Below are 18,648 nucleotides of genomic sequence, written 5' to 3'. Positions count from 1 at the left end.
AAAGAGAGATTATGCCATCCTTCTTCTTGTTGCGAAGCTGGGCATGCGGGTTAGCAACATCAAAGCTTTAAAACTATTTAAATCATGTTCAATTGTAATAGCAATTGTTGATATTAGAAAATCAATAAAGGGGTACACTGTCGCAATCAAAAAAGCTACCTAGACAGAGGATTGCTGTTTTAAGGTAGCCTTTTTAGCATTCTTACAAAAAATACAAACATCATTTCAATCCACAGATAGATATCTGACAATTTAAGAATAATACAGATGCGTTACTTTATCAATTTAAGTAAATTTTTACATTATATAGGGTTCGATGTATGTATATTTCTAAATTTGACAAAGTAGTTAAAATGAAATTATAATATTAGTCAGAAAATTATGAATTTAATAACAAAGGAGAGGTGTTATGACCAATTATTTTTACGGAAATAAAGAATTTGATATCCATCAATTTGAGTGGTTTTTGCCTAGCCCCCCTAGACCAGTTTTTTCTATAAAGGTATCAAACGAGAACGGTATCTATTTGAATAAAAAACTACGTGAATCTGTCCCTAAACATATTAAAATTGGGATAAACTTAGATGGGACAAGTCTTGGATTGGCAGAGGTTCCTGAGAAGGGATATCGTGTTCCTAAGAATGGAATGATTAAAGATCCTCATTTGGTTCAATTGATTGAAAAACGGGGGATTCGTCTGCCGGCAAGTTATTTAGTTGAAAAAATGGATGAGCTGTGGTTAGCTACGTTAGTCCCTTCTACTCCAGCACCAACCACTCTGAGAAAGACTCCCAAAAATCCAAGAAAAAATGGACTTAGAGCCATGCTTCCAAAAAACAAATAAAGTAATGGCGAAAATTACTGAAGATGATGTCGTTAAACATTATATTTCACTTGTCATTCAGGAATGTAAAGGCTCCTATAAAGGATTGGAGCCAGAGGACCGGATTGCCGAAGGTACACTTGCACTAATTCATGCTATCCGCACATATAGAATACAGTATGGATGTTTTGAAGAGTACATGTTATTACAACTTAGATTAATCATGAAGCAGAAAAACAAAGAAGCATGGGCAGCAAAAAAACTGGAATCTATTTTCTCCCTAGACGCCCCGCTGGTTACCCATAATGCATCGTCCACATTATCCGACTTCTTAAGATCAGTCCCGCATGATGATACTATTTTTGATGTGCATTGTTTTATAAAAAATTTGTCGCCAATAGAAAAGCAAGTTGTTCTTCTTTTATTGGAAGACCGTGATGTATTTAAGGTATCTAATGAGCTCAGGATCTCCCTCCCACAAGTGCAATCTATAGTAAAACGTATTCAGAGTAAATTTATGATCTATGTGGGATTGGTTAATCAAGTTTTATGAAGACCGGTTACTTTATCTTGATTCGACAAAACTTCCACTATAGTTGCACACAAAAATCGTGGATTGATCATTTGAAAACGATCCACTATAAATAATCCAACGTTATACTATTTTCATATTGGTATCCCCAGTAATTCAGCCAGTTGACTGAACGGTGTATGCTTCTCGTAACCGGTGCCTTTTTTAAGATTTCGTTTTCCTCTTCCAGATCACGAATCCGCTTCTGAAGATCACGCATGGCCTTGTCTTCCGGCTTCAGTTGCCCACTACCGGTAAATGCTTGACTGCCGTCTTGTTTAAACTCGGCGATCCATCTGTAAAGCATATTCTCATGCAAGCCCATTTCGCGGGCTACCTGCGCCGCCGACTTCCCTTCTTCTTGAATCAGTCGTACGGTTTGTAGTTTGAATTCTTTGTCGTACTTGTTCGTCATGTCGGACACTTCGATTATGAATGCTTTTATTTTCGCACTCTCGGTTCTCCGTGTCCAATATTGAGTCTGGCACCATCTTCTTACGATTCGGTTATGGTGACGCAATGTGCCTGAATAATAGAAGCCAAATCTTGAAATTCATACTTATGGTTTTCCATATCTACCGTGAGATCTTCGGCTTTTTTGGGATCCATCTTAAAGTACAGCCCGTTGTAGCGTAAAAAAATGACGAGTGTAGTAAAAGCAGTGCGTTTATTTGCATTGTGAAATGGATGGTTTTGTCCGAGCGATTCAAACAAAGCGGCCGCCTTTTCAAAAATGCTAGGGTAAGCATCGTTTCCAAAAGCAGAAGATTGTGGCCGAAGAACTGCGGATTCGAGTAACCCAGGTTCTTTTACTCCTACTTGCTCACCTGGACTATAGCGTTGAATCATAGCGAGATTAATAGCTATAACTTCTTGGACGGATAAGAAACGAGAATGCGTCATCTATCTTTTAGACCTCGTAAAGTTTGATCGTATTCCTCTATAACATCTGCCAGGGATCTCATAAAATCTTCACTGATTCCCTCGGGTAACGATACTTTGGTTGACTTCTTAATTATGATTTCTCCAGTGGCCTGGTTTACATCGATACTGACCGTATCTCCTTGATCCAGTCCAATTTGTTTTAGAGCATCAGTCATGGTTATGCCTAAGCTGTTGCCGAACTTTGTCACTTTTCGTTCCATCCCAATCATCCTATTCAATGAAATCCCTCCTTATCATCATATTCAACTGTTATAACAATTATATATTTGTTGTTTCGAAATTCAACGTTAAGTAATGATTGGACTTAAAAAGCACCCGGTTCTACTTCCCCATTTTTGACTTGGCCCCCATCCTTACTTAAAACACAAATGACCCACAAAGGGTCACTTTTTGCAAAGTTCCTTCTTGTGGGTCACAGTTTATAGTAGGTGGCAGGCCTTTTTTAGCTGCCATTGAAAGTCAATTCTTCCAAATCAATTACTTAAGATACGCTATATTTGCGGTCAAGCTCGGCTTCGATGTGGGACGATTTGGAAGACTCGTCCATACGCCAGTAGACGAAGAAACTCACTGCAATGCAGGCAGCCACATAAAAGTAGAAGAGCGGCTCCATGCCAATGCTCTTGAACCACAAAGCGATGAATTCCGCGGTCCCGCCGAATATCGCGACGGTAAGTCCGTACGGGAAGCCTACACCAAGAGCGCGAACTTCTGTCGGGAAAAGCTCGGCTTTTACGATGGCATTGATCGAAGTGTACCCGGTAACAATGATGAGACCCGCCAACATGAGCAAGAAAGCACCGATAGGATTCTTCATGTTCTCCATGATAAAGAACAGTGGCGCTGTCAGCAAAGTACCGAGGATACCGAAACAAAGCAACAGCGGACGCCGTCCGATCCGGTCGGACAGCATGCCGGCGAGCGGCTGAAGTACGACGAATACCAGCAGGGCAATAAAGTTGATCCAGCTGACAACCTCCTTGGGGAGGCCTACCGAATTCACCATGAACTTTTGTAAATACGTTGTATAAGTATAGAAGGCGACGGTTCCGCCGAGTGTTAATCCGACCACGGTCAGTACCGCTTTAGGATGCTTCATCAAGGCTCGTATAGTCCCGGCTTTTGCTTTGCTTTCGGAACCCATTTTGGAAAACTGCTCTGATTCGTCCATCGAACGGCGCAGCCACAAGACAGCCAGCGCTCCCAGCGCTCCAATGATGAAAGGAATACGCCAGCCCCAGGCATGCATTTCGGCTTCGTTGAGTAGTTGCTGGAGGACGATTTGGACGCCCAGCGCCACCAACTGGCCTCCAATCAGTGTGACGTATTGGAAGCTGGAGTAGAAGCCGCGCCGGCCTCTGCTGGCCATCTCGGACAAGTACGTTGCCGAGGTTCCATACTCTCCGCCTAACGACAACCCTTGAAGTAAACGGGCGAGAACCAAAATAATGGGAGCCATGATGCCAATGGAGCTGTAGCTAGGGGTACAGGCAATAATCAGGGAACCGGCGGCCATGACAGAGATGGAAAGCGTCAGCGCAGCACGGCGGCCATGACGGTCGGCGTATCGGCCCAGCAACAGGCTTCCGATCGGGCGCATTAAGAAGCCTACGGCAAAGATCGCCGCTGTATTGAGGAGCTGGCTTGTCGGGTCTCCCTTAGGAAAGAACTGTGATGAAAAATAAACTGAGAATGCAGCATAAACGTACCAGTCGTACCATTCGATCAGGTTTCCAACCGAACCTTTAAAAATGTTGCCTGCAATACTTCCCTTCCTTGCCGCCCCAGCGGGTTGAGACATGATTCATTCCTCCTTCAAAAAGTAACCGGTTTCTTCGACAGGTGCAAATGTTGATTATTATTTGAGCCTTCGCTTGCATCAATAATCGATATGTGTAACGCTTACACCTACCAGTTGAAGTTATTAGAAGTGTTCTTTATACTACAAAATAGTATCTTTCGTTAATAATTTAATCCATTAATTGTTTCCAAGTATTCAAAAATAGCAGCTGATTTGCCGTCTATTTATTCTGAAATGCAAGAAGGGGGAGGACCAATGGAATTAAACATCCTGCTAAGGCTCTTTGAGAATGTAGTCATAGTGGCTCTCATCTCTCTATTCATTGGTCAATTGAATTATTTTAGACTCTTGATTTATGCGAGAGATGATTGGAAGCGAACGGTCATCCTTTCAGCCATATTCGGTTTTTTATCCATTCTTGGAACAGAACATGGAGTTCTGATCGATGATGCATTGGCCAACACGAGGATTGTCGGTGCTGTCGTAGGAGGGCTTGTAGGAGGGCCTGTGGTTGGGGTCATTTCCGGCATCATAGGAGGCATCCATAGATATACGATCGGTGGATTTACCGCCGAGGCCTGTGCCATTTCTACCGTATTTTGCGGTTTATTGGGAGGGGTAACAGGCATCAAATACGATATGTTAAAAATGAAATGGCAGCACATCGTTATGTTAGGGCTTACAGCAGAAATGATTCAAAAGATCCTAGTGTTGCTCATAGCCAAACCATTTACAGCAGCGCTGGCATTGGAATTGAAAATAGCTGTACCTACGACCATTATAACGATCTTGGGAGTGATGATTTTCACCCGGATTTTTAGGAGCATTAAACTTTTACAGGATCAATCCGGGGCTATGGCGGCCAATCTTGCGCTTAGTATCGCCAGTCGTACCCTCCCCCATCTTAGAACAGGTCTCAATGAAACGTCCGCGAAGCAAACAGCGGAGATCATTCATGAAATTGCCAATGTGGATGCTGTCGTCATCACGGATTGTGATAAAACATTAAGCATAGCAGGGGTTGGAAACGACAGTGGTCTTGATGGAAAGGCAATTTATTCACAGGTCACAGAAGCTGTCCTCAAACAAAATGATATAAGGCTCCTTTCTCTGGATAAAGAACTGGCACATTTCCATCGTAGCTTCCCCTTCAAATCAGCCGTAGGCGCAAAATTGGTTCGTAACAGCAAACCGGTTGGAACCTTGCAGATTTACTATAAAAATTCATTTAAAGGAACCCAAACCTACCTCAATCTTGTTGACGGACTAGCGAAGCTGCTTTCGGTACAAATTGAACTTGCGGAGATAGAAGAACAAACGAAAATGCGGCAGCAAGCGGAATTAAATGCGCTGCAGGCACAAATTAAACCGCATTTTCTTTTCAACACGTTAAGCACCATCATGTCTTACTGCAGAACCAATCCCGAGCTTGCAAGAAACCTGCTGGGCAATTTGAGCGACATTTTCAGGAGAAATCTGAATAATAAGAACAATTTTAACAGTTTGAAAGAAGAGTTGGATGGTATAAAATCGTATTTAGAGATTGAAAAGGTCAGATTCGCAAACCGGTTACAGGTGATTATGGAAATCGACGAATCCTTATTGAATATCCAATTGCCGGTTCTTACATTGCAGCCTATTATTGAAAACTCGATTCATCATGGTTTATTTCCAAAAATGAATAACTGCTTGTTATCGATTAACGTTTGTAAAAAAGGAAATCATGTACAAATCCGTGTCGAAGATAATGGAATCGGAATTCACGAGAACAGGTTGGCGGAAATTTTAAATCACCAAACAAAGGGAATAGGTTTTTCTAATATTCACCGCAGATTACAGTCGATATACGGGAAAGAGTATGGTCTTTATATTAAAAGTGAACCGGGAGCCGGTACGATCGTAACATTTGAAATTCCAATGACCGGACTAAAAGAGGATGTGATCTAACTTGTTTATCAAAACCATCATTGTGGATGATGAACCCGCTATTTGTTCCGAGTTGGCATTCCTGCTTCAAAAATATATCGATATTCAAATTGTCTCGATCCATCACAATCCCGTTGAAGCCCTTTCCAAAGTGATTAGCGACGAGCCTGATCTGCTTTTTCTGGATATCCAAATGCCGGAGTTGAATGGCTTGGATTTCGCCAAGAGGTTAAATCAAATGACTCATCCACCGTTCATTATTTTTTCAACCGCTTTTTATGAACATGCGTTAGAAGCTTTTAATACGCCCGCTATCGCTTATCTGACAAAACCTATATCGGAATCCAGATTGGACGATGCCATCAAAAAAGTGAAATCTCTTCAAGCCAAGACAAAAATTAAATTGGAAAAAGCGCCGCCAGTGCTCGAAGGTCATATTTGTATACGGAAAAACAACATCATAAAACCGATTCAAGTAAGTGAAATCACTTTTGCGTTTGTCAAAGACAAAGAATTATACATTTCCACTAAAGATTCCATAGAAAAGTGCGAAATGTCTCTCAATGAATTGGAATTGGTTTTATATGAAACGGGTTATTTTTTTCGATCTCACCGAAATTATATGATCAACCTAAAATTCATAACGGAAATCATTCCCTGGTTTAACAGTACGTATTTAGTAAAGATGAATGACGCCAACAGCACAAAGGTTCCAGTAAGCAGAGGAAAAATAAAAGAATTTAAAAGTATTATGAAGCTCTAACTTGTTTGCGGCTGCGGCGAAGACAACCCGCTCCCAAGCTGACCACGGATAGCGAATTGACAAATAACCATATCTCATGTTAGGATAATAGCGATTTTTATAAGGGAGGTTAGCTTATCCATGCATTCCGTTCGCTTAAGATAAGACGGCAATAAAAAAGCAGATTTTTCCATATTTTATGGGCTTTTTTGTCGTGCTTATTTTAATGAATGGGATCAAACATGGATAGGTGAAGGATTGGCTTTAATCAGCTTATGCCTTTTATTTCTCTATGCCTTTTCATTGGTATGCAGACCGAAGCCCGTACATGTGGACTTAAGGCCTGCATTTTTATTGCCTAAAAATCAATAAACAACCAATAAAAATGCGAGGAGAAATAAAATATGAATCATCAAAAAGCAAACTGGAAACGTCGTTTTTTCACCATATGGACGGGGCAAGCTGTATCACTGATTACCAGTGCTATTCTTCAAATGGCGATGATTTGGTATCTGACCGAAAAAACGGGCTCGGCCATGGTGCTCTCCATGGCAACGCTGGTTGGATTTTTACCTCAAGCGCTTGGGGGGCCCATGATTGGTGTTTTGGTCGACCGTTGGAGCCGCAAAAAAGTAATGATTGTGGCTGATATGATCATTGCGGCGGCAGCTGCGGCTTTGGCCGTCGTTGCTTTCTATATGGAACTGCCTGTCTGGGTGATCATGATGGTACTGTTTATTCGCAGTATAGGTACGGCTTTTCATTCCACTGCACTCAATGCGACAACGCCTTTGATCGTACCGGAGGAACAATTGGCCAAATGCGCTGGATACAGTCAGTCCTTGCAATCGGCCAGCTATATTATAAGTCCGGCGGCAGCAGCGTTTTTATACTCGATGTGGGATCTGAATGCTGTTATTTTGCTCGATGTTTTAGGTGCGATGATCGCTTGCATTGCGGTCGCGATGATTACAATTCCGAAGCCGGAAGCCAAGGAGTCCGCTGCACAAAGCGGATTTGCGGAAGAACTGAAAGCAGGATATGATGCGTTGAAGCATCATAAAGGCTTGGTGGCTCTTCTTTGGGTTGGCGGGATATACATTTTTGCTTTTATGCCTATCAATGCGTTATTTCCTCTAATGACAATGGATTATTTCGGGGGAACGATCAAACATGCATCCGCCGCGGAAATTGTTTTTGCTGTAGGCATGCTGGTAGGCGGTTTGCTGCTTGGCGCATGGGGAGGCTTCAAAAAGCGGGTTCTTACGATCATCACCTCCATATTTGTTATGGGGGCTGCCTTATCCATTGCAGGATTATTGCCCACCAGCGGGTTCATCGCTTTTATGGCATGCTGCGCCATGATGGGTTTTTCCGGGCCATTTTATAATGGTGTGCAGATCGCATTATTCCAGGAAAAGATTAAGCCGGAGTATTTGGGGAGAGTGTTTGGATTGTTTGGGAGCGTGATGGCTCTGGCCATGCCCCTTGGCTTGGTCATTTCGGGTGTTTTTGCGGATCAGATCGGTGTGAATCGGTGGTTTATGCTAACAGGTATCATGATGATCGGGCTTGCGGTGCTTTGTCTGTTCATTCCGGCAATGAAACAACTGGATCACCCGCAAGAGTCAGAGCAGTGACCCAAAGTAAATGGATCAGATGTTTTGCGGTAAAACCATTAGAATGACTAGACATAATCCTCCTGCAAAAAAACGTGCAAGAAGAAGACAACAAAGGAACATAGCCAATCTTAAGCCGTCATTGGACGGCTTATTTTAATGTTCATTTAAAAGCAAAGGGTAACTTGAGACCCTATGAATAGAATTAATATTCTGACGGTTTTGCATGTGCTAAACAAAAAAGATGTCTCATATATGTAAACTATAATAATTAGGAGGGGATATTTCTTGGAATTTCATCAGCACTATGATCCGATAGGTAATGCCTTTTTATCTACTCTGCTAGCAGCCGTACCCATTTTAACTTTATTGTATCTGTTGGCCCTGCATCCCCATAAAGATAAATTAGGCAAAAAGCATTATGGAATTTCAGCACCCAAGGCAGCTTTGATAGCAGCAATTGTAACCGTTTTCATGGCGATTTGGCTGGTAGATATGCCGGTGTCATCCGCTATAGCCGCTTTTGGCTATGGATCGTTCTTTGGATTGATGCCAATTGGCTGGATTGTTGTCGCGGCAATGTTTTTGTATACGATTACATTAGTGGGCGGCCAATTCGACATTGTCAAATCTTCTGTAGTTCAACTTTCTTCGGACAGACGTATTCAAACACTCCTCATTGCATTCTCCTTCGGGGCATTTATTGAAGGAGCGGCAGGGTTCGGCACTCCCGTAGCCATTGCAGGGGCCCTGATGGCCGGGCTTGGATTTCGCCCTTTGGTGGCAGCTGTCCTGTGTCTAATCGCTAACACGGCACCCGTCGCTTATGGAGCTTTGGGTACCCCCATCATTACTCTGGCCAATGTCACCGGGCTGCCTGAAATGGCCTTATCTGCGATGGCTGGGCGACAGCTTCCATTTTTCTCGATTCTTGTCCCGTTTTGGCTGATTGCTACCATGGTTTTCATGCATAAGGGGAAGTGGAAACAGGTTTGGGAGATTTGGCCGGCCATTGTGGTAACGGGTGCCAGCTTCGCCATCACCCAATTTGCCGTTTCAAACTATGTCGGTCCCATGCTGGTCGATATCATTGCTGGGATTATCTCATTGATCGCCTTAGTGCTGCTTCTTAAAGTATGGCAGCCGAAAAACAAATTTTATCTTCCTGGAGAAGAGGAAGAAATCCAATCGTTAGAAAAGCAAACATCTTTGTATACATCCGGACAAGTAGCAAAGGCTTGGGCTCCTTGGGCGATTCTTACGCTTTTCGTGTTCTTGTGGGGACTTCCGCAATGGAAAAATTTATTAAACTCAATCCATCTTTTTGGAATTAAATCCTTATATGCCATCCCGGTGCCCTTTTTGGATAAACTGGTATTCCGCGGCCCGCCGCTTGTAACGGAAACCGTTCCTGAAGCCGCCATTTATAACTTTAACTGGCTTTCTGCAGCAGGAACAGGGGTGTTCTTTGCGGCAGTACTCAGCGGCCTCTTCCTCCGCTTGAGCAAAGACCAATGGAAACAATCGGTCGTAAGGACGGCGCAACGGATGAAAACGCCTTTAATTACAATCGCATTGGTATTAGGTTTAGGTTATACGACGCGATATTCAGGTTTAGATGCGATTCTTGGGTTAGCCTTTACCAAAACAGGTGTTTTTTACCCATTCTTTGCAGCCATGATCGGATGGCTCGGAGTATTTCTGACGGGGAGCGATACTTCTTCCAATGCATTATTCGGAAGTATGCAGACCATAACCGCGAAACAACTAGGGCTTGATCCTGTTCTTATTGCTGCATCTAACTCAACGGGCGGAGTTATGGGGAAAATGATTGATGCCCAAAGCATTGTCGTGGCAACTGCAGCTTGCTATGAAAATCGAACGGAAGGGGCAAATGCTGTAGGACCTATTTTCCGGGCGGTCTTTTTCCATAGTATCGCTTTGGCCGCATTAATGGGGATTTTGGTCATGCTGCAAGCCTACGTGTTCCCATGGATGATTCCTTCCTATTAGGACAGTTAAGAAAAAAACTTATTATAATCGTTACGGATCCGTATCATAATTGATACGGATTTTTTTATATTAACCCTCCTTCGGTCCTGCGTCATCTGGAGTCATTAAAACAACGGAGAAACCGACTGAGGAAGCCAGGGTACTCCCATTTTACCTTCGTTAGCTTGCACAAGAAGAATTGGGTCTAAGATAATTACAGATAATACCCGAGCACGAGGGTTTCTTTTAGCCCATCGGCTAGATAAATATATCGTTTATTGACAGCATTTTGAAGAGAAAACCCTGCATAACCGTGCATGAATTATCGGATAGGTTCATCCGGCTTCTGTTATGCTGTTCATAAAGGGAGGTCATATGAATGGATTTGCTTGCAAACTTGAATAGAGCCTTAAACTACATCGAAGAAAACCTTACTGGCGAAATAGACCTAAAGGAAGCGGCAGGGCTGGCTTATTGCTCGGAATACCACTTTTCAAGAATGTTTTCATTTCTTGCGGGCATAACGCTGTCGGAATACATCCGCCGAAGACGCCTTACGCTTGCAGCATTCGAGCTTCAAACCAGTGACATCAAAGTGATTGATGCGGCGGTAAAATACGGGTACAACTCGGCAGATGCTTTTACCCGGGCCTTTCAGGGCTTGCATGGTATTCCGCCTTCCGCGGCCAAACATCAGGGCTCATTATTAAAAGCCTATCCGCGCATGACCTTTCAATTATCCATTCAAGGAGGAAGTGCCATGAACTATCGTATCGTAGAGAAAGAACCATTTCGTATAGTAGGCATCATGAAAAGGGTTCCCATCATATTTAACGGAGTGAATCCGGAGATTACATCGATGTTTAAAAGTTTAAATGAGGAAGCCATCGATCAGCTTAAGAAGCTTTCGAATGTTGAGCCTTTGGGGCTGTTACAAGCATCCACGAATTTTTCCGAGGGCCGGATGGAGGAAAAAGGGGAGCTTGACCATTATATTGGCGTGGCTACAACCAAGGAGTGTCCGGATCACCTGGCTCAGCTGGAGGTTCCCGCCTCAACTTGGGCTGTATTCGAAGCTGTCGGACCGTTTCCCGATACATTACAGAATGTCTGGGGACGCATCTATTCCGAATGGTTTCCTTCTGCAAGCTATGAGCTGGCAAAGGGACCGGAAATTTTGTGGAATGAGAGTAAGGATATCACTTCACCTACTTTTAAAAGCGAAATATGGATACCGGTATTGAAAAAATAATTAAGGGCAAGACCCTATATATAGCTATTTCATGAGCAGAGCCCTCATTTCGGCGATGGTGACGAATCTTAATCGTCATTGTTCGCCGATTTTTTATTGGGCCAATTAACGGCGAAATTTAGCCCCAAAATGGCTTTCGGTCTAATCTTCGTGCGGATACAGGATCTTGAGCTCACTTTTTGCACATGAGTTACCTATAAATGGGCAACAGCATAGGATAAAAAGAGTAATGGATTATGAGAGGAGAATGAGCGTGTATCACAATTCATACGGTCAATGGTATAATCCAGTGTATTACTGGAGTTATAACGGATATCCTTACTACAATTCGAGTAATAATCATTGGAATAATCACAGGAATCCGTACTATAGAAACGTTAAATTAAAAGATTATGGAACTAAGCCGTTTGTCGTTAATATTGAAGAGGCTGCTAAGCAAAACACCACCTTCCGTACGGCTTTATGGACAGGAAAGCATTTGCAAGTTACCTTGATGAGTCTCAATGTCGGGGAAGATATCGGTTTAGAAATTCATCCGACAGTCGATCAATTTCTGCGAATTGAAGAAGGCCAGGGTCTTGTCCAGATGGGCAAAAGCAAAGAAGAATTGAACTTTCAAGAAAGAGTCTACGATGGCTATGCGATCATGATTCCCGCTGGAACATGGCACAATGTAACGAACATAGGTAACAGGCCGCTTAAGCTTTACTCGATCTACGCGCCGCCTCACCATCCTTTTGGAACAGTTCATGAAACCAAAGCAGTGGCCATGGCTGCTGAAGAAAGCCATTACTAATTCTGATTTGGTGAAGAAAAAGCTCCAGTGCCTTTTGGCCCGGAGCTTATTATCTACTATACTAAAGTGCTTGTTTAATGACCTTTTTGTAATAGAGGACGGACAGTACTCCAAAAATTGAATATAATGCGGTATATAGTACCATAACCATAATCATCGGTGTCCAAACCTCTGTGCCAAATAAAAACCATCCCGATTGGACTGCAAAATAGCTATGAAGCAGCCCCATGACTAAAGGAATTCCGAAATTAAAGATTTGCTTTACTTGAATTCCTTTGATCAAGTCCCCCTGTGTGAAGCCAAGCTTTCTTAGTATGGTATAATTGGATTTTTCGTTTTCGCTCTCATCCATTTGTTTAAAATAAAGGATACAACCGGATGTAATGAGGAAAGTTAAGCCTAAAAAGCCAACGGTAAACATGATAATCCCCATTGTTTGTTTCTGATGATTGCTCATGGCAAGCTGTGAATCATGATTACCATTAAAAGTCATTTTTTGATAAATTTCATTCGCTTCTTCAATCTTTGTTTCATCTTGAATATTAATGCCAATATAAATGGATGATTTTTTTTGAATCGCCGGGTCGAGATCCTTCAATAATCGCTGAAATATGGATTCGTCCACAATGGCAACAGGCAGGCCGCCACTTGTGAAATAATATGAAATGAGGTATTCCTTCTTTAAACCTAAATATTTCTGCGGTATGACTTCATGCTGTCCTTTGAATTCGATTTGACCGGAACTTTTCAGTGGCATAAATTTTTGCAGCAAATCATAATAACCGGTAAAAAGAGTTTCATCTGGAGACAGATCGATGGTTTCAACGTCTTGATCACTGATTACCGGAAGTGTCATTACATTTGGATCAACGTTTAATCCATCTACATTTACATCCAATATTTGCCCTACATTGGCATTTATTTGGATGACATCTATCACTTTTTCGCTGTATTGAATGTGATTTGCATCTAATTCTTCTTTAAATTGCTCTGCATCTTCGGTATTCGTCAACGAAAAATCGGCAGCGACATTATGTTCAGCAGATTTTTCAGCCGAATAGTATGAAATATAACTTAAAGATAACAAACCAATGGCCAGGGCAGATATGGTTGTAATGATGGTTAATAACAAGGCATTGGACTTCATACGAAACATAATGGATGACAAAGATAATACCTCATGAATATTTAAATAACCATCCTTCTTTTTTCTAATGAGATAAAAAATAAAACTAACCGTCCCTTTATAAAATAAGTATGTGCCGATAATGACAGACCCTAGGATAAAGATCATGGCAAGGAAAAGCTCTTTCGTAGATGTAAAGTCGCCATCAAATAATTTAGACGAAAGATAATAGCCTGAAATGATGAATAGAATACCGAAAATCCCGATCATCATTTCAAGCAGGGATATTTTTTTCACTTCTGTTGTTGAAGTAACTCTAAATAAAGATAAAATGTTCTGCTTTTTAATAAATACATAATTCATGAGCATGATACAGATATAGATCACAATAAAAACAATCACTGTTTGTATAAAGGCTTGTGATGAAAAGGTAAGTGCTGCAATGGCATCCACAGCTGTAATTTTAAACAAAACCATGATCAATAATTTGGAGCTGGCAAATCCGATAAAGATTCCAATGAATAAGGAACAGAAATAAAGGATAAAGTTTTCGGCAGTAAGAATGGAGAATATTTTGCCTTTTGTCATGCCGAATAATTGAAATAAGCCAATTTCTTTGCTGCGCCGTTTAATGAAGATGTTATTGGCATATAAGAGAAAGATGGTCACAATGGCAACAAGTAATACGGATGCTGTTCGAATGGCAGCGGCACCTTTAATCGAGCCTTTTGTTGCCTCCATTGACGGGTCATATTGCAATGTGACAAAGGCAAAATAAAGGGCAACGGTAAAAATTAAGGCAAAGACATAAAGATAGTAATTTTTTAGATTTTTTTTCAGATTACGAAATATAAATTGTTTAATGCTCATGCTGCACCCCGCCCAATACACCTTGGGTTTTCATAATATCTTGAAAGAACGTTTGTCTTGATTCTTCACCTTTATTTAATAGTGTATACATCTGCCCGTCTTTAATAAAAATGACTCTGCTTGAGAAGCTTGCTGCGACCGGATCGTGGGTGACCATAAGAATGGTAGCTTTTCGTTTTTGATTTAATTCTTGCAGTTTGTTTAACAGATCAGATGCGGATTTGGAATCAAGTGCACCTGTTGGTTCGTCGGCGAAAATAATGCTCGGCTCATGAATAAATGCTCGGGCTGCTGAAGTCCGCTGTTTTTGGCCGCCGGAAATTTCATTCGGATATTTGTCTTTGATCTCATAAATGCCCAGTTCGGTTGCCAGCACTTTAAATTTGTGCTCGGCATCTTTTTTTGCTGTTTTTGTAATCGATAAAGGCAGCAGGATGTTTTCTTTCACTGTCAGTGTATCGAGTAAATGGTATTCTTGAAAAATAAAACCTAAATGCTTTTTCCGGAATTCAGCCAGTTGTTTTCCTTTCATGCCTACAATGTCTTTTCCTTCAATTTTTATTGTTCCTTGACTAACTTGATCAATGGAGGAAAGAACATTGAGCAATGTCGTTTTTCCTGAGCCGGATGCTCCCATAATGCTGACGAATTCTCCTTTTTGCACACGAATGTCCAATCCCTTTAACACTTCTTGTTTATTGAATTTATTGCCATAGCTTTTGTGAATTTTAGTTGCTTCTAAAATATACATATCGCGTTCCTCCTTGATATTTTTATCATAAGGGTCTTTTCTGTATTTTTCCTTCGATTCATCGAACAAATAGGAAAAGCATGTGACAATTTTGTCACATGCTTGTGATACGGACAAATTCATTATTCTTTGGAAAGGTTAAGGTAAACGTCGTACCTTCTCCGAGTTTCGACTCTACCGAAATATCGATTAGCAATGATTCAGCCACTTTTTTCGCTAAGTATAATCCCATGCCTGTTGCAGCATTGTCCTGATGCACTGTCGTTGATGTGAAGCCTTTTTCAAAAATACGCGGCAAATCCTTCGGGTCAATGCCGCGGCCAAAATCTTTTACTTCCATGATGGATTGATCATTTTGCAAATAACTTTTTATGATGATATCGGATGAATCGCTGTATTTTACTGCATTTGTTAATAGCTGTCTGATGATAAAGGCGAGCCATTTCGCATCACTTAGCACTTCGGAAGCTTCTAACTGAACCTCGAACCCGATCCCTTTTTTCATACACCATGATTGTAAAGCTTTGATCTCCTTGAAAATTAATGGTTCTAAAGCAATATGTTCAATATATAAATCATTTTCCATGAATGGTATTCGCTTCTGATGAAGCTGCTGGTCAAGTAACAGATGGATGCGTAACCATTCATATGTCAATTGTGCTTTCATTCTTTCATCGTTTAACCGGTCAATCATTAAATGCATCGCTGTTAGCGGTGTTTTGACTTCATGAATCCAAGATAATATTTCATCTTTTTCCTGCTCTAAAGCTAGCCGATCTTGCGAAGCCACTTGTTTCAGCTGGTTGGTTTGGTTGATGATCTTTTGTTCAATCATTTTTTCAAAAGGACTTTCAGCATCCATGATCCTTGTTAAATCGAGGTCGTTTTCCCATCCTTCCAAACTTTTATAAAATTTCGTTTCTTTATTGTAACGGATGATGACAAAAATGATAAAAATAATCATCAATAGAAAGACAATATAGAGGATTGGCTTTAATGAAATGGCAGAATCAAGATAAGCGACAAAAATGATAAATATTTGCATGAATAAAAATAGAAGGATCCAGCTTTTTCTTTCGATTAAATATTTTTTAATCATATTTGATTGCCTCTTCCTTAGCCATGTAACCCTGCCCAATTTTCGTTTCAATAAAGCCGCCTAAACCAAGTGCATCCAATTTTTTCCGCAAACGATTGACATTGACCGTTAATGTATTATCACTCACAAAACGCTCATCATCCCATAAGCTTTTAATTAATTCTGTTCGGCTGACGATTTTGTTTTTCTTCTCAAGCAAATGTTTTAATATAAAGATTTCATTCTTGGTTAGTTCAATCGTTGCTTTATCATTTGTAACCGTATTATTCTCATAATCTACGGTTGCCCCGCACCATGTTTTCAGCTCCATTCGATCGGTACTATAGTTATAAACGCGACGGAGAATCGCTTGTATTTTCGCAATGAGTACATCGAAATGAAATGGCTTTTGAATAAAGTCATCTGCACCAAGCTGCATCGACATCACCATATCCGTTGGGTGATCGCGCGATGATAAAAAGATAATCGGAACGTTCGAATGGGAGCGGATCATCCGACACCAATGGAAGCCATCAAATTTCGGCAATTGGATATCAATAATGACTAAATCAGGTTTAACCGCTGTAAATTCATGAATGACATTGCCAAAATCCTTGATTCCATATACATCATAAGACCATTGGGATAACCTTTCTCTGATTTCATCAAATAAGGTAGCATCGTCTTCAATTAACATGATTTTAAACAATGGATTCACCACACTTTTTCTCATTATTCCATATCAATTTTAAAGTAATCCCTTTTTGTTTGCTATATATATGCCCGGGGTGTGCTGAAGAAGACAATCAGGCTGATTTCATCTGTTATCCAGAATCATGGTAAAATGTAAAGGAAATGAAGGTGGTGCCGTCCAGCATAAAAGGAGGGATTTGATGGAGTATGTCCGGGATTACACGATGTATGCTGCCATTTTCGGCATGTTCAGTTTTGTCTGGTTCGGCTGGGCACAAGAAAAACCGAGAGCAAGCTGGCGAGTATATATTGGTTTGGCGTCCGCCGCGGCGCTTCTTGTTTGCCTGACTGGCATCTATCTGAGCGTGAAGCATTGGGATGCGCCTTCCGTTTTGTCGGACGGCACGGCTTTCCGCAATTATTTGCTTACGGTCTATATCGAAATTTTTTTGGCTGGCGCCGGCGCTTTTGTGCTGCATAAATTGAACCGTCAAAATGTTGTTGCCCCTTGGATTGCCTTTATCGTCGGAATCCATTTTATCGGCCTGAAAAGCGTTTTTGACGATCCCGGCTTATATCTTCTGGCGGCGCTTCTCGTTGCGGTCTCGATTCTTTCATTAATTATTGCTCCAAAGCTGCAGGTAGCGAACAGCGCGATTGCGGGCATCGGAGCGGGCACGGTCTTATTTTGCTTTGCTGTACTCGGTTTGATTCGGTATTTATCGGTATAAATGGGAAGGGGCCTCAAGTTTGAGGCTGTCTTTTCATCCTGCGCTTGAAGGTAAAATTAGAATTGAAGAAAACTTTCGAACCTGTACCCTCCATAAAATGCGAAAATCACTGTCCAGACGGCCAGTGATTTTTTTTCGTGTGCTGAGACGCTAGGAGAAAGGCGACGGCACAGCAGGGTCATGTACAGTTAAAAACGCTATGCCAAGCTCACAAATAAAGCTCAACCTTGACTGCTATCCGGGATGATAGATTCCTATTGGGTATGCTAACGTAACTTATCGAGAAGGTTGTAATAGTAGTATGTTTTAGACCGTTGTTTACCATCTGAAAAAATGATTCTCTGTTCTTCCAGAATCGATAAGTACCTTCTGCATGTTGCCTCTGATAGCTCGGCGGTTGAAGAAATGGAGCTTACGGTGAATATTGGTTTTTGGAACATTGCATCAATCAACTTTTTTACACTGCTACTGTTTATTAACGATTGGGCTATATTCAGATCATGCTCATACAGTTGGTTTACATCATTAATTAAATGAATATTCTTGTTAGCTTGAAGTATGACCGCCTCTAGAAAAAATTTGATCCACTGATTCCAATCTCCCTTGTATCTTGTATCATTCAGAAATCGATAATATTTATGCTTATCCTTTTCCAATGCTTCACTTAAAAAAAAGTTAGGATAATCAATCGTTTTCTTATTAAATAAATATAAAGGGATGAGGAGCCTTCCAATTCTCCCATTACCATCGAGGAATGGATGGATAGTTTCGAATTTATCATCCTAACCTATTTGTGATGATAAATACAAATAAATACATAAATAATAAACAAAAATATTAAAAAGTGATTGTAAATTTGGTCAGATCAAAACAGCTTGATGATGTACAATAGTTTGTGTAACCAGAATTTGTGACCTGCAGGCGCAAAAAAA

At 41.1% G+C, this 18,648-nt stretch carries 16 protein-coding genes and 2 pseudogenes; 9 read left to right on the top strand and 9 right to left on the bottom strand.

Features of this window, described 5'->3' with window-relative positions:
• Positions 1 to 409: 409 nt before the first annotated feature.
• Both NR121_RS24220 and NR121_RS24215 read left to right on the top strand, forming a co-directional pair.
• Positions 410 to 844, top strand: a complete 435-nt coding sequence (locus NR121_RS24220) for a hypothetical protein (protein WP_256832066.1) — start codon at positions 410 to 412, stop codon at positions 842 to 844.
• Entirely contained in the window at positions 810 to 1,376 is a 567-nt protein-coding gene (locus tag NR121_RS24215) for an RNA polymerase subunit sigma-70 (RefSeq protein WP_256832065.1), read from the top strand. The genes NR121_RS24220 and NR121_RS24215 overlap by 35 nt, the downstream gene beginning before the upstream one ends.
• 175 nt (positions 1,377 to 1,551) lie before the next feature.
• Here the strand turns inward: NR121_RS24215 and NR121_RS24210 are convergent.
• From NR121_RS24210 to NR121_RS24195, 4 genes and pseudogenes are all read right to left on the bottom strand, one after another.
• Positions 1,552 to 1,809, bottom strand: a pseudogene (locus tag NR121_RS24210) (transposase); the annotation flags it as partial.
• A gap of 80 nt (positions 1,810 to 1,889) precedes the next feature.
• Positions 1,890 to 2,297, bottom strand: coding sequence for a type II toxin-antitoxin system death-on-curing family toxin (locus tag NR121_RS24205; protein WP_074727730.1), 408 nt, complete (start codon positions 2,295 to 2,297; stop codon positions 1,890 to 1,892).
• Positions 2,294 to 2,548 (bottom strand): AbrB/MazE/SpoVT family DNA-binding domain-containing protein, encoded by a 255-nt coding sequence (locus tag NR121_RS24200; protein WP_235594368.1) that lies wholly within the window; start codon positions 2,546 to 2,548, stop codon positions 2,294 to 2,296. The genes NR121_RS24205 and NR121_RS24200 overlap by 4 nt, the downstream gene beginning before the upstream one ends.
• Before the next feature lie 272 nt (positions 2,549 to 2,820).
• On the bottom strand, positions 2,821 to 4,140 hold the full coding sequence (locus NR121_RS24195; protein ID WP_137670928.1) for an MFS transporter: 1,320 nt from the start codon (positions 4,138 to 4,140) through the stop codon (positions 2,821 to 2,823).
• Positions 4,141 to 4,395: 255 nt separating this feature from the next.
• On the opposite strand from NR121_RS24195, the gene NR121_RS24190 reads away from it, so the two are divergent.
• From NR121_RS24190 to NR121_RS24165, 6 genes are all read left to right on the top strand, one after another.
• On the top strand, positions 4,396 to 6,087 hold the full coding sequence (locus tag NR121_RS24190; protein ID WP_256832063.1) for a LytS/YhcK type 5TM receptor domain-containing protein: 1,692 nt from the start codon (positions 4,396 to 4,398) through the stop codon (positions 6,085 to 6,087).
• A 1-nt stretch (position 6,088) separates the two neighbouring features.
• Positions 6,089 to 6,829 (top strand): LytR/AlgR family response regulator transcription factor, encoded by a 741-nt coding sequence (locus NR121_RS24185; RefSeq protein ID WP_062410039.1) that lies wholly within the window; start codon positions 6,089 to 6,091, stop codon positions 6,827 to 6,829.
• 383 nt (positions 6,830 to 7,212) lie between these two features.
• Positions 7,213 to 8,448, top strand: coding sequence for an MFS transporter (locus tag NR121_RS24180; RefSeq protein ID WP_256832062.1), 1,236 nt, complete (start codon positions 7,213 to 7,215; stop codon positions 8,446 to 8,448).
• A gap of 267 nt (positions 8,449 to 8,715) precedes the next feature.
• Positions 8,716 to 10,440 carry an L-lactate permease gene (locus NR121_RS24175; RefSeq protein ID WP_062410037.1) on the top strand — a complete coding sequence of 575 codons (1,725 nt, stop codon included), beginning with the start codon at positions 8,716 to 8,718 and terminating at the stop codon, positions 10,438 to 10,440.
• A 358-nt stretch (positions 10,441 to 10,798) separates the two neighbouring features.
• Complete coding sequence (locus tag NR121_RS24170) at positions 10,799 to 11,671, top strand: AraC family transcriptional regulator (RefSeq protein WP_062410036.1); 873 nt, start codon at positions 10,799 to 10,801, stop codon at positions 11,669 to 11,671.
• Positions 11,672 to 11,918: 247 nt separating this feature from the next.
• Positions 11,919 to 12,467: a cupin domain-containing protein gene (locus NR121_RS24165; RefSeq protein WP_054819939.1), complete on the top strand. Its 549-nt coding sequence runs from the start codon at positions 11,919 to 11,921 to the stop codon at positions 12,465 to 12,467.
• A gap of 61 nt (positions 12,468 to 12,528) precedes the next feature.
• Here the strand turns inward: NR121_RS24165 and NR121_RS24160 are convergent, their stop codons facing one another.
• The 4 genes from NR121_RS24160 to NR121_RS24145 form a co-directional block, all read right to left on the bottom strand.
• The gene (locus NR121_RS24160) at positions 12,529 to 14,463 is read right to left on the bottom strand and encodes an ABC transporter permease (RefSeq protein ID WP_062410035.1); all 1,935 of its coding nucleotides are present in this window, start codon (positions 14,461 to 14,463) and stop codon (positions 12,529 to 12,531) included.
• Positions 14,453 to 15,214, bottom strand: a complete 762-nt coding sequence (locus NR121_RS24155) for an ABC transporter ATP-binding protein (RefSeq protein WP_062411076.1) — start codon at positions 15,212 to 15,214, stop codon at positions 14,453 to 14,455. Before NR121_RS24155 ends, NR121_RS24160 begins: the two co-directional genes overlap by 11 nt.
• Before the next feature lie 94 nt (positions 15,215 to 15,308).
• Entirely contained in the window at positions 15,309 to 16,313 is a 1,005-nt protein-coding gene (locus NR121_RS24150; RefSeq protein WP_062410034.1) for a sensor histidine kinase, read from the bottom strand.
• Positions 16,306 to 17,001, bottom strand: coding sequence for a response regulator transcription factor (locus NR121_RS24145; RefSeq protein ID WP_137670975.1), 696 nt, complete (start codon positions 16,999 to 17,001; stop codon positions 16,306 to 16,308). The genes NR121_RS24150 and NR121_RS24145 overlap by 8 nt, the downstream gene beginning before the upstream one ends.
• Before the next feature lie 184 nt (positions 17,002 to 17,185).
• Between NR121_RS24145 and NR121_RS24140 the strand changes: the two genes are divergently transcribed.
• Complete coding sequence (locus NR121_RS24140; protein ID WP_256832058.1) at positions 17,186 to 17,716, top strand: hypothetical protein; 531 nt, start codon at positions 17,186 to 17,188, stop codon at positions 17,714 to 17,716.
• A 266-nt stretch (positions 17,717 to 17,982) separates the two neighbouring features.
• Here the strand turns inward: NR121_RS24140 and NR121_RS24135 are convergent.
• A pseudogene (locus NR121_RS24135) lies at positions 17,983 to 18,483 on the bottom strand (Fic family protein); the annotation flags it as partial.
• Between the last annotated feature and the right edge of the window lie 165 nt (positions 18,484 to 18,648).

The sequence above is a fragment of the Paenibacillus sp. Pae15 genome, assembly GCF_024519685.1.
Taxonomy (GTDB): Bacteria; Bacillota; Bacilli; order Paenibacillales; family NBRC-103111; genus Paenibacillus_G; species Paenibacillus_G naphthalenovorans.
The sequence above is the reverse complement of the archived record's forward strand: the minus strand, read 5'-3'. Positions and strand labels throughout refer to the sequence as shown.